Below are 13,086 nucleotides of genomic sequence, written 5' to 3' on the forward strand. Positions count from 1 at the left end.
TTATACCGGCAGCCGGGCTCCTTTTTGCAGAAGCTGTTCAAAATCCCGCCTGGGCATGGGTTTGGCGTAGAAAAAGCCCTGGGCGTTGCGGCAGCCCAGCTGGATGAGGATATCCGCCTGCTCCCCGGTTTCCACGCCTTCGCAAATGACCGACATGCCCAGTTCCGTAGCCATGCGGATGACATTGCTGAGCACGATCTGCTCCCGCGCGCCGAGGATGTTGCGCTGGACAAAGCTGCGGTCCAGTTTGAGCACGTCGGCCATGATCTGCTGGATCTGGCCCAGTGAGGAATAGCCGGAACCAAAGTCGTCGATGGCAATCAGGAAGCCGCGTTCCTTCAACTGCATGATCTGGGCGCAGGCGGATTCCGGGTTGCGCATGATGGAACTTTCGGTGATTTCCACCTCCAGCAGCGCGTGGGGCACTTCATAACGGGCGGCGATGTCCGCCAGTTGTCGCGGAAAATCCGCCCGGTCGAAATGCAGGCTGGAAAAATTGCAGGATACCGGATGAACAGGCAGGCCTTGCTTGTTCCACTGGCTCAGAGCCTTGCAGACCTGTTCAAAAACGTAGATGTCGATCTGGACCACCGCGCCGTTGCGCTCAAACAGAGGCATGAAACTGCCCGGCATGAGCAGACCGCGCGCCGGGTGATTCCAGCGCACCAGCGCCTCGCTGCCGATAATTTCGCCGCTGGGCATGTCCACCTTGGGCTGGAACCACGCCGTCAGTTCGCCATGTTCCAGGGCGCTTTCCAGGTGCCCGCTCAATTCCTGCTGCAACAGGGCGTCCTGGCGCATTTTTTCGTCATAGAGCACCAGAGGGCCGCGCATGGTCAGTTTGGCGTTTCTGCGGGCGTAGTTGGCCAGATCCAGCATGAGGTGGATATTGTGCTTTTCCGTCTTGTTCACCAGATAGACGCCGAAGACCGTGCCGATTTTGTAGGGAAGGCCCTGGGCATAGCGCCAGACGTCCAGGGACTGGGCCATGTCTTTGGTGCGCGCCAGCAGTTGTTCCCATCCTTGGTAGCGCAGCAACAGAATGAAGTGGTCGGCGGAAACGCGCGCGCAACGCTCGCCCTGGCCGACGCTGTCCCGCAGAATGGCCGCGTAAGCGCGGAGGAGTTCGTCGCCCACGGCAAAACCGAAGTTGTCGTTGACGATTTTGAACTGGCTGATGTCGCCGTAGAGCAGGGCGTATTCATTTTTGGAACCGGCCAGCAGGCGGTTACATTCCACGTAGAACTTGTCGATATTGTCCAGGCCGGTCAGCCGGTCCCGGTAGAGCAGGGATTGGATCTGCACATTGTGCCTGGATTTCATGGCCAGGCTGTATGCCAGCAACAGGATGATCAGGCCGAATACGGCCACAATGCCGCTGATGACCTCCGCCGGATGCTCGGCCACAAAATCCCGCAGGCGGATGCTGCGGGGCTTGATGGTGTTTTTCAGCACCAGGTCGTCCATCTCTTCCATGGAGATGTACTGGACGCACTTGTCCAGAATGGCGAACAAGCGGGGATCGGCATGGCGGGAGACGCCGATGCGCAACTGGCTCGTGTATCTGCCCAGGGGCGTCGCGTTCAGTGTGGCGTAACGCGGTTCGGCCCGCAGGTAGTTGACGATATGGGCATTGGCGTAGGTGGCGTCGGCCTTGCCTTCCAGCAGGGCATTGAAACATTCTTTCACGGAATCGCAATACAGAATTTTTTTGCCGGGATTCTCCTCGGCGATGCTCTTGGAAAGCCAGTAATCCCGCTGCAGGGCAATGGTTCTGATCTCTCCTCCCTGCCGGGGGCGGACCAGAAGGGCCGGGCTGCTCAGATATTCGCCGGTGGTATTGAGGTTGTAGTGTTCATTCCAGAGGTAGTCTCCGTCCAGCACGCAAACCACATCTATCTCGCCCTGGGCGGCCATTTCCAAACCCTTCTGCTGGGGCAGCGGTATAAAGTCAAAGAGCAGGCCGCTCTCGCTCTCGATATGCTTGAAAAGGTCCGCCACCACGCCGGTAAAGCGGCCCGTTGCGGGATCCGTATATTCCAGAGGCGCCCAACTGGGATCATACGAGGCTTTGATGATTTTTTTCTCGGCGATGAACGCCTCTTCCTGCTCGGTAAAAACGGGTTTCTGCTCCGTGCTGACCGAAAAATACTTGGCGTGCAGGCGCATGGCGTAATAGGGATCGCGCAGGTCGATGATGTTCATGGCCTTGTTGATGCGGGCCAGCAGGTCCGGCCGGTCCTTGGCCACGGCAATATACATGGGCTCCGGCGAAAACTGGGCCACGCTGCGGAAAATGCTGTTGCGGCCCAGGTGGGTGATGGCCACGCCGTCCAGGGTTTTGTCCGCCAGCGCGTCAAGCAGGCCGGCGGTTTCCGCATAGGGAACAATGATCAGGTCCAGGCCGTTGTCCCGGCAGTACTGGCGGAATTTTTCGCCGTCCTTGCTGTTGGCGATGATGCCCACCTTCATGCCCCGGAAGGAGGGAAAGTCCTCATAGGAGTAACGCCCGTCGTCCGCCCGGACGTTGAGCGTGGTGTACAGGCTCAGCATGGGCAGCTCGGAAAAAAGCATCTTTTTGGCCCGTTCCGGCGTGTAGTACACGGCGGGCAAGATGTCGATTTCGCCTTTTTCCAGCATCTCCAGGGTATGTTCCCAACTCACGCCGTCCACCACCTGGTAGGTCAGGCCGCTGAATTTGGAAATCTCCTGCAGATATTCAAAATTGAAGCCGACATACTCGCCGCTGTGAGTGCGGCGCATATAGTCGCCGTCTTCGTAATAGCCGACGCGGGCCGTTTCCGTGCCTTCCATGGCGCGCAAGGAGAGAGGATCCGACAGAAAACAGATGGTCAGAAGCACGCTCAGAATGCGCGAAAAGAGAGACGTCATATGCTGGCTCTCTTCACGATGCTCTCTCTCTCTCTCTCTCTCTCTCTCTCTCTCTCTCTCTCTCTCTCTCTCTCCCTCTCTCCGCTTGCAGATGGCGGTAATCACGTCGTGGATTTCCATGAAGACATCCACCAGTTCCGGGTCGAAATGGCTTCCCGAGTCGTTGCGCAGAATGTCTAGAGCGTCTTTTACATCCCAGGCTTCCTTGTAGCAACGCCGGGAAATAAGCGCGTCATAGACGTCGGCAATGGCCGTGATCCGGGCTTCCAGGGGGATGTCCGTACCGGACAGCAGGGGATGCTTGTCCGAACCGGTATAGCCTGAGCCGTTCCATTTCTGGTGGTGGTGCAGGGCGATGGTATGGGCCAGCATGTCCACATCCTGAGTGGCGTTTTCAAACAGCCTGGCGCCCATGACCGCATGCTTTTCCATGATTCTGCGTTCCTCGGGCGTGAGGCGGCCGGGTTTTTTCAGGATGGCGTCGGGTATGCCCACCTTGCCCACGTCATGGAGCATGGCCGCCAGGCGCAAACGGCCCTTGGCCGCGCGGATTTCCTCGGCGCTCAGGCCGTGTTTTTCCGCCCAGCGGTGGTAGATTTCAGCGGCCATGGCCCCCACCCGGCGCACATGGCTGGCCGTCTCGCGCGGGTCGCGCAACGAGGCCGTCCTGAGCATGCGCAGAATCAGGTCATTAGCCAGGCGTGCCCGTTCCAGGGAATTGCCGGCCAGCATCACCAGGCGGCCCACATAGCGTACCGTGTTGGGCGGGAAGGCCTGGATCCGGCCGTTTTTTACGCTGTTGATCAATTGCAGGACGCCGAGAATCCTGTTCTGCACGTCCGTAAAGGGCACGGTGAGCATGGAAACCGTGCGATATCCCGTGGCAAGGTCAAAGGCGTCGTTGAAGGTATAGGGCTCGCTCCGGGGAATGGCGCGCACGTCCGGGATGTTCAGGACACGGCCCGTACAGGCCACGAAACCGGCGATGGAAGCGGTGTCCAGGGGCAGGCTGGCGTTAAGGTAGGCGTATTTGTTGGCTTCCGAGCCTGGAAACAGCGTGTCGTTGGCCGCGTAGGAAAAAACCAGGCTGTTGTTTTCCAGCAGGTAGATGGTTCCCGCATCGGCGTTGCTCAAGGCGCGGGCCTGATTCAGGACGCTGTCCAGAACAACGTTGGTGTCGGAAAAGTGTGAAATGCGATGGAAGAAATCGCAGAGCTTGCAGTTGATGGATTCCAGGCTTTCTTCCCGTTCTTCCGTTTCGCCGCCGTCAGCCGTGATCAGCATGCCCTGGCAGCCCAACTGGAGGGAAATCGGGAGGCGGCAGTTTTCACGCAGGGCGTCAAAAACCTTATCCAGCTCTCTGTCGCAGTAGGAAGGGTCGTAATGGGTGTAGATCAGGTGTTTGACGCCGCGTCCGGCCAGGAGCGCGGGCCACTGCTCCAGGGCGCTGTGCCCCCAGCCCTGGTGCAGGGGGTAGTCTTTGAGAAAATAATGCCCGTCCACCAGGGCCACATCCGCTCCGGCCATGAAATCCAGCAGGCGTTTTGTGGCCTCGCTGTCGCCCTTGTCGCCGCATTCGTGGTCGCCGGTAAAAACGAAGCTCCAACCGTCGGCCTCAATGCGGTAGGCCGCGCAGGAACCGGGGTGGGCGGTGGGACAGGTCTTCACCGTCATGTCGTCCACCTGGAACTGCTCGCCGGGCGTGAATTCCAGGATGGGCCGCCGGGGCAGTTCGCGCCAGGGCACGGGAAAATGTTTTTCGTCAAAGATTTCCAGCAGGTTTTGGGAGAAAGGAACGTCCCCGGCAAGAACGGGGCCGCGCAGGTTCAAACGCCAGTTGGGATTGTAAAGCGGTTTGAAATGGGGCAGGCCCTGAAGGTGGTCCCAATGGGCGTGGCTGAAACAGATGGTGCAATCCGTGGGGATTTCATGATCCATGCTGTCGCCCAAGGCGTGGATGCCGGTACCGGCATCCAGAATCAGGCGGCCGCCTGATTCGCTCCTGACTTCAATGCAGGTCGTGTCGCCTCCGTAACGCGTCATTTGCGGCGAGGACACGGGGACGGAACCTCGCGTCCCCCACAGCCGGATTTTCATGTCAATCTCATTTGCTGTTAAACGTCCAGATGCCATCCCAATTTTCGGGCGGGTCCGCACAAAGCGCCGCGCAACGGCCGCTGTATAATTCGTAAAGTACGTTACTCTCAGTGGAGGATTCGCGCAAGCGCCCGAATAGTCTTCCGGCAGCGGCGAAATCGCCCTGCGCGTAGCATTGCAGCGCGTCCCGCGCGGTGGCGAATTCCGCTTCGCGGCGTCGGGCTTCTTCCTGCTCATGCACGGAAAAGATGGCTACCGGCCTGGATTTGCCCTTGACCCGGATGCTGTCCAGAGCGCGGAAGTAAAAGGCCGCGCCGCAACGCTCCGCCACGGCGCCGCTGACCACGACGCTCGCCCCGTACTTGGCGCACATGCCCTCCAGGCGCGAGGCCAGATTGACCGTGTCGCCGATGCAGGTGTAGTCCAGCAGATCCTCGGACCCCATATTGCCCACGTAGACCGGCCCGCAGTGCAGGCCCGCGCCGATGCGCAGGCGCACGCCGAATTCTTTTTCCAGCGCGGGATTGAGCCCGCGCAGCAGGGCCTGCATGCGCACGGCGGCGGCCACGGCGCGCCGGGGATGGTCCGGCACGTCCAGGGGGGCGTTCCAGAAGGCCATGATGGCGTCGCCGATGAACTTGTCCAGAGTGCCGCCGCTGTCCCGCACACAGGCGGTCATGGGCGTGAAATAGCGGTTGAGCAGAGCTACTACCTGTTGTGGCTCCAGTTTTTCCGAGAGGCTGGTGAAGCCGCGTATGTCGGTGAACAGCACGCTGACGTCGCGTTCCTCACCGGCGAAGATGTCGCCTTCGCGCGCGGCGATGCGGGCCACTACCTCCGGCGCCACATAGCGGCTGAAAGCCTGGCGCAGCATGCGCTTCTGTTTTTCCTCCTGCCAGAAGCGCACGGGCAGGATGCACAGCCCTTGAGCCAGGATGGTCAGCACCACATAGAGCGGGGAAATGAACTGACCCTGGGCGAAAAGATGGCCGGAGCCCCAGATCGCGCCACCGGCCAGGAGCAGGCAGGCCGGGCCGTAAATAAAGGCGCGGGTGAAGCTGAATACCAAAGCCGCGACCAGTCCGGCCAGCAGAATCGCCAGGGCCTGAATGCCGGGCGTGGCGTCCGGCTGCACGATGTGGTCCTGGTTCAGGATGGCGTCCACCACAGCGGCGTGCACTTCCACGCCGGGATAGACCGTGTCGAAGGGCGTGGCGCGAATATCCTGAAGCCCGGCCGCGGACGTGCCCACAAACACGACCCGCCCCTCCAGTTGCTCCGGCGGCACGCGCTTTTCCAGAATGTCCACGGCGCTGTAATAGGGGTAGACGCCGCGCGGACCCTTGAAGGGCACGCGCATCAGGCCCCGCGTCGAAACCGGGATGCGGTAGGGCCCCAGCCGGATTTCCGTGAGACCCTCGGGGCCGGAACGCAGAATCATGGTTTTGACGTCCAGGCCGCGCATCAGGGCACGCAGGGAGAGATTGGCGTAAATATTGTCGCCCAGGCGGTAGAGCAGGGGCACTTCGCGCACCACGCCGTCCGTGCCGGGGGCCACGTTGATGGCCCCTGCCGGCGCGGCCCGGCTGAAAACAGGCAGGGGCAGCAGGGCCGACGTGGCGCGCAGCACGGTATCGCGCGGCGGCGGCGCGCCTGCGGGCGTCTGCTCGGCCAGACCCGTGGGGCGGGGCAGGGATGAGGGCGGGACTTTATATGGGTCGAACTGCATGAATACGCCGAGCACCGCGGGACTGCGGGCCAGCGTCGCCGCCAGCATGGCGTCGTTGTCCGCCAGGTCGGGGGGCAGTTTTTCCAGGTCGAGTTCCACCCCGAAATCCTGGCGCAGCCGCTGGCGCAGCAGGTTGGGCGAACTGCGGTCCGGCTCGGCCAGCAGAATATCCAGAGCCACGGAGGCCGCGCCGTTTCGGGTCAGATTGTCGATGAGCCGAGCCACCAGGTAGCGGGGCCAGGGCCACTGGCCGTATGCGGCCAGGCTTTTTTCGTCGATGTCCACCACCACGGGCGCATCCGAGGGCGGCGGCGCCTGCCGGGAAGTCAGAAAAAGATCGTAGATTTCATTGTCGAGCTGCCGGAGCAGGGGCGGCTGCAACAGGTACAGCAACAGCATCAGGCCGCTGACGGCCAGTCCGGGCAGCAGGGCCAGGGCCGCGCGCCGCAAGGCCGGATGTCGGGATAGTGGTCTGGGCATGCTCCTCCGGCCCTCCTGGTGGCTGGTGCCTCACTCTGCCTCAAGGACGGCGAAGGTTCAAGGACGCGGTTCGGATACTCCTGAAGCCAAACTTGGGACGGGCGCGTAAAACTGGGGATAAAGGGTATGGAGCATTCTTGCACGCTGCTTCGAGCCGTGCGGAGATACCTGTTCCGATACGGCGCATGCGAATGCGCAGAGAGAAGCAGGCTCTTTGATGTGACAGGCAACGTTCCCTATGTGCAGTGCGTTATTAAGCGGCGGAGTCCTTTCTGCCCGGTGGTTCTGCCGGGATGCGGGATAGTTGACAGTTTTTGATTTGTTATTCTATAATTATACAAGATGTGCTACTAGGCTGTGATTATGTACTAAAATTTTGAAGTACGGAGGCCGCCATGGAAAACGCCCTGGAATTCAAACCGGCAAGTACGCGTTATGATACGGGCAGAAAATTTAACGGCCGCATCATCTGGGGGCAGGATTTTCATTGTCCCCGCCTGCCCGCCTTTGCGGAAGGCGGTTTCGCCCATGGCATTGACGATGCGTATTTTTTCTGCGGCGCATCCGGAATCGGGCTGAGTTCGGTCAATGGAGAAAGTTTCATTTTCCCCTTTGCCGCGCCCGCTGATGGTGAAAATGTGGGCCTTATCGCAACTCCTACCCATGTTTTTGTAACTGTGGGAAGAGATCGCTCGCGATATTCCGCCTGCATCAGTGTCTTTTTCGTCACCAAAGGCGACTGATGTCGGAGTGAAAACGTGTCTTTTATCGGCGTGACGGCATGTATCCTCATCACACGGGCGGGGCCCGCGGCTCCACCTTTTTCTACCGGTGCGGCGCTGAATAACGCCGTACTGTTCCAGAGAGCGGACACGCGAGGTCGTCTCTGGTTTTCAGTGCGCCGCCTCCGCGCCGTCAGCCTCAGAACGTCCAGGCCAGGCCCATATTGAAGGTATACTGCCGGTAAGTATAGAGCGGGGAGGATGAGCGGGTGTCCACATACTGCACGCCGGCCTCCGCCTGGAGGCTGGAGGTCAGATTGTACAGGGCGAACAGCCCGGTACGGCAGACCGTGTCCCGGCGGTATTCCTGTTCCAGCACGGTGGCCGGGCCGTCATAGTTTTCGCGGCGCATGCTGGCAAAGGGCAACAGTTGGAACTTGTCCGTAACTTTGAGGCGCAGGCGCAGGCTGGCCTCCAGGCCGTGGTAGCTGTAATCGGCATCGTCCACGGCCGAGCCCAGGGCACGCAGCCCCAGGGTCATCTCATGGCCGGACGAGCCCAGCAGCACGCGCATGTATTCCCCCACCCACCAATAGGTGCCGTCGCGGCCGATATCCAGGGTATAGGCGCGTTTTTCAGCGGCGGCGCGGGTAATCAACTGCAGATTGGGCAGCACCGCCCAGACGAACGTGCCCTCAGGCCCCAGCACGCTCACGCGCTGGTCCAGGCTCTGGTCGGCCATTTCTCCCTTGACGCGCAGTTCGGTGAGGGTTCTGGAAGACATATGCCGCAGGCCCAGCGCGGCCCGGCCCCAGGAAAAGTCGTTGTTGACGGGTAAATTGGGATTGCCGTTCCAGCGCTTGAAAAAAGCGATGTCCGAGACGAACCACCAGGGGCTGTCCTCTTCCAGCCGCCAACCTGCGTCCAGCATGCCGTTGAGGTAGGAACCCCAGCTGTCCACGGCCTTGACCCCGTGCACGGTCAGATTGTCGAAAAGCCCGAGGCTCATCTTGTCCGAGGCCGGACCCTGATTGGCGTTGGAGTCGTACATGACGCCGCCGCTGACCCGGCCATGGACCTGAAAACGGGATTGAACGCTTTCCAGGCTGTCCAGCACGCGAGCGATACGCTCTTCCGTAAGGGTCGGGTCGTACTGGCGGGCCATATCCAGTTCGCGGCGGGCCGCGTCCCTGTCGCCCAGGCGCAGATAGACGTCGGCCAGGGAGCGGCGCAGCTTGGCGTCCGCCGGATAGCGGTCGATGAGTCGTTCAAAGGCCAGCAGGGCCTGGGAATAGCGCCGGGTGCGGGCGGCGGCCAGAGCCAGCCCGTAATTGGTTTCGTCATTGTCCGGCTCTTCGCGCAAGAGGCGCATGTAGAACTGATAGGCCTCCTCGTAGCGGCCTTTGTTGACGAGCGTTTTGGCCAGGGCGCGGCTTTGGACCAAAGCCAGATGGAGTGCGGGCAACGGCGCCGCCGTTGCCCGCAGGGGAAAAAACAGTAAAAGAACAACCCAGAGCGCGCAGAGATGCGGATGGCGGAGCATACGCGGACAAATTTTTATTGACGGGTACCGCAGCCGCTGTTGCCCCCGATGGAGACACCGGGTTTTCCGGTGTCCACTCCCCAATTTGTGATATCCACGTTATCGGGTCCGGTTTGCGCGTTTCCGCCGCTCAGGCTACCATTAATGTTGCCAGTAATGTTGCCGAGTTCGGTACTATCCGTCGAGGTCATCTGATTGAAATTCAGATTAAAATCCGGGCCGTTCATGACGCCGATGCCATTGTTACCATTATATTGCGTTCCACTTTGGTGGTTTACAATCATAATGCCGTTGCTTAGTACGCCTTTGCCCAAGTTGAGATCAAAACCGAATGTGCCGTTAGCTGTAGAAGAAAAAAGCTTACCCTTATAACTGGCGATGATTCCGCCGGGATTGTCACCTGCCCCGGGCGTGAGATCGCCGCCGGGAGCCAGGCTGTCGGCCAAACCGCCCGTTACGGCGTCCTGCAGCGTCTCTTCGCTGCTCTTGGGAGCGGTGGCCACAACCTGGCTGACCGTAGCGTCTCCCTTACCGGCCACGCTGTGGCCGCCGGAAGGGTCTTCCACCCCGGCCGCGCCCATGGAGGCGGGACTGTCCGTTGTCGTCGACGCCGGATTTTCCGCAACCTCCGACGATGATTGCGCCTGGACCGGAGACACGGCTTCCGTTGCCGCTGGAACGCCCCGAGCCGCAGAATTGCCCGTAGCGACGGTTTGCGGAGCTTGGCGGGTCTGGCGCGTCACTGTCTGAACAGTGTTCATTTCAGCGGGCGTGGCCGGGCGCAGCACATTGCCCGTGGCTCCTACTTCCGTGGTCAGACCGGCTTTGGGCATTTCCGTGTGCTGGCCTGTGGCGGTATTGAGCACACTGACGGTGTGGCCCGCGCCCAATTGGCTGAGGATGAATTTGCTCTGGGAGGGACTGCGCACGTCGGCGGTCAGAATAGTGCCGCGAATGCCCACCGTGGCGTGTGGCGTGGTGACTTTGAAACCTTCGCGGTTTTGCTCCACCACCTTGCCGGTGACCACCCGGGCCAGGCCCCGGCCCACGCCCAGGGCGAAGCTGGCCTTGGCCGGTCCGCCGAAGCTGAAATCAGCGATATTGACCATGCTGTCCGGTGCCACGGCCACCGTGGTGTCGTCGGCAAAAAGCAGTTGCAGCTTGCCGGTGGCGTCGGTGCTGACCTGATCCTCTTTATACAGCGGATCTTTCAGTTTGAGGGGCGCGCGCGCATTTCCGCGCTGCACAAAGGCCCCCGGCGTCACGGCGATGACCCGCGCGGCTTCGGCGGGCCGGGAGGAGGCGGCAAAACCCGGAGCGGCAAGAATCAGACTGAGGCAGCAGGATGCTGCCCAGAAAAAGAGGCGCTGGATAAACATACATGCCTCCGCGAAGGAGAAAAGTGTGGAGCACGTTCGTTTCGAGGGAAGAAACGGCAACAATCCGACATTATTAGAGCAAGTCACGGTTGAAATGATTGAATTGCTCTGGTGGCCGTGTAAGCGGACACCCGCGCCCCATTGCAAGGAAAAACCGCGTTTTTTTCGCAGCACGCGGGCGGCGTGGAGTTTGAAATTATAACATTCCAAACGTAACATACTAATGAAGGAAGGCCCGTAAGACTCCGCCGGTGCCGCATGAAAGTACGCAAATCACGGCCGCAAAGCCGGAACGGATAGTTCTTTGAAACCTATGCCCGGAACAGAGCCGTGTCAAGGCGGCGTGCCGGACGGCGGGAAACCGGGCTCCGGCCCGATCCCCCGCCGGGCGGCATCAGCTCTGCTTCATTTCCTGGATCAGAAGCGTGAGGCCCTGCGCCTGGGCGGCCAGGTCAGAAACGGCCTTGGCCGCTTCAGCCATGGCATCGGCCGTCTGCCGGGACATGTCGTTGACCTGGACGATGGAATGGTTGATTTCCTCGCTGGCCGCCGACTGCTCTTCACTGGCCGTGGCAATGGCGTTGACTTGGTCCGCCGTGCCCTCCACCGTGGAGACAATGGCTTCCAGGGCCTGGCCCGAGGCATTGGCGTATTCCGTGGCCTCTTCGATCCGGACCACGGCGTCGTCCACCGAGGCCGTGCTCTTGGCCGTGCTTGCCTGAATGGCGCTGATGGCGTTGCCCACATCCTGGGTGGAACTCATGGTCTTTTCGGCCAGTTTGCGCACTTCGTCGGCCACCACGGCAAAGCCGCGTCCGGCCTCGCCCGCGCGGGCCGCCTCGATGGCGGCATTCAGGGCCAGCAGGTTCGTCTGGTCCGCAATGTCGGAAATCACATTCATGATCCGGCTGATGGCCTGGGCATGTTCGTTGAGCTGGACCATGTCTCCTTTGAGTTCCACGGAAACCTGGTGCACCTTGTTGATGCTCTGAAGGGATTTTTCCACAATGCGCGCGCCGTCCTCGGCCTTGGCCTTGGTTTCGGCGGAAGCGCCGGAAGCAGCGCCGGCGTTTCTGGCGACTTCCTGCACGGTGGCGTTCATTTCGTTCATGGCCGTGGCCGCTTCCGACAGACGCTGGGCAGATTCCGCCGCACCCCGGTCGGATTGCTCGATCTGGGCGGAAAGTTCGGTGGAGGCCGAGGAAACCACGTTGGCGACTTCTTCCAGCCTGTCGGCGGCGATCAGCATGGCCTCGGTCTTGGCCCGGGCCTGCTCGCTGGCGGCTTCCGCGCGGCACATGGCCTCCTCGGCTTTGCGGGACTGCTCCCTGGCGTTTTCCGATTCCCGGCGAGCGGTTTCGATATGGCCTTCCAAGGCTTTGACCATGGCCACGATGGAGCCGTACACACCGATTTTGGGGCTGCCGTCGTCAATATTGTAGTCGCCGTGCTCCACGCGCATGGCGATGGAGTTCAATTCACCGGGATCCTTGCCGAGTTGGCGGATGACGTTGCGCACGATCAGCACGATCAGCACGATTGCGGCAAGGATGGCCGCGATAGTCAGGCCGATGCCGATATTCCGGGCCTGCGCGTAGACCTCGTCGCCCTGGCGGTTGACCATGTCGGCGTTGTCCGTGGCGTAGGCCACCAGGGCATTGATGGTGTCGCAGAGTTCGAGATATTCCTTGTGCGATTCATTAATCAGGAAATTCACGGCCTGCTCGTTTTTCTGTTCCCGCGACATGGCGAGCATCTTGTCCGAGCTTGCGAAGTAGTCCCGGCTTTCCTTTTTGACGCTATCCAGCTTTTCCCTGCCTTCCGGGGTGTGGATCAAGCTTTGCAGGGTGTTGAGATACCCGGAGAGCTTTTCCCGCCATTGGACGATTTCCTTGTCAATGCGGGCGATGATCGCCGGGTCCGTGGCGTAGACGTGCCGCACTTCAGCGATGCGATGTTCCGACATGTCGTTGTTATACTGACCGGCGACACTGATGGTGGGGATGTTGCGGTGGGCCAGGGTGGTGACGAAATCGTTGACCTTATCCAGCTCCATCAGCAAAAATCCCGCCAGAATGGTCATCAGGACCGTCAGTACGGCCATGCTCAAGCAGATTTTTGTCGACAGCTTCATGGCTGTTCCTCACTAGGGCCTGTTAACACTATTTGAGAGCCTCGACGATGAGAGCAAAAACGATAAAAGCAAGGAAAATGACATCCAGCTTGTCATATCGAGTTGCTATG

The 13,086-nt window shown here is 60.6% G+C and carries 6 protein-coding genes; 1 reads left to right on the forward strand and 5 read right to left on the reverse strand.

All coding sequences use genetic code 11. The features are described from left to right. Together KH208_RS11565 and KH208_RS11570 are read right to left on the reverse strand one after the other, a co-directional pair. On the reverse strand, positions 1-4,989 hold the full coding sequence (locus KH208_RS11565; protein WP_291436433.1) for an EAL domain-containing protein: 4,989 nt from the start codon (positions 4,987-4,989) through the stop codon (positions 1-3). 7 nt (positions 4,990-4,996) lie between these two features. After that, on the reverse strand, positions 4,997-7,198 hold the full coding sequence (locus tag KH208_RS11570; RefSeq protein ID WP_291436435.1) for a CHASE2 domain-containing protein: 2,202 nt from the start codon (positions 7,196-7,198) through the stop codon (positions 4,997-4,999). A gap of 395 nt (positions 7,199-7,593) precedes the next feature. On the opposite strand from KH208_RS11570, the gene KH208_RS11575 reads away from it, so the two are divergent. Then, positions 7,594-7,941 (forward strand): hypothetical protein, encoded by a 348-nt coding sequence (locus KH208_RS11575; protein WP_062252900.1) that lies wholly within the window; start codon positions 7,594-7,596, stop codon positions 7,939-7,941. A gap of 178 nt (positions 7,942-8,119) precedes the next feature. Here KH208_RS11575 and KH208_RS11580 read toward each other — a convergent pair whose 3' ends face one another. The 3 genes from KH208_RS11580 to KH208_RS11590 all read right to left on the reverse strand — a co-directional run bounded on the left by KH208_RS11580 (position 8,120) and on the right by KH208_RS11590 (position 12,976). Beyond that, entirely contained in the window at positions 8,120-9,385 is a 1,266-nt protein-coding gene (locus KH208_RS11580) for a lipopolysaccharide assembly protein LapB (RefSeq protein ID WP_291436438.1), read from the reverse strand. Positions 9,386-9,477: 92 nt separating this feature from the next. Further along, positions 9,478-10,842: a FecR domain-containing protein gene (locus KH208_RS11585; protein ID WP_291436440.1), complete on the reverse strand. Its 1,365-nt coding sequence runs from the start codon at positions 10,840-10,842 to the stop codon at positions 9,478-9,480. A 394-nt stretch (positions 10,843-11,236) separates the two neighbouring features. Beyond that, on the reverse strand, positions 11,237-12,976 hold the full coding sequence (locus KH208_RS11590) for a methyl-accepting chemotaxis protein (RefSeq protein ID WP_291436442.1): 1,740 nt from the start codon (positions 12,974-12,976) through the stop codon (positions 11,237-11,239). Positions 12,977-13,086 lie beyond the last annotated feature (110 nt).

The organism is Desulfovibrio sp. (genome assembly GCF_018379785.1).
GTDB lineage: Bacteria > Desulfobacterota > Desulfovibrionia > Desulfovibrionales > Desulfovibrionaceae > Desulfovibrio.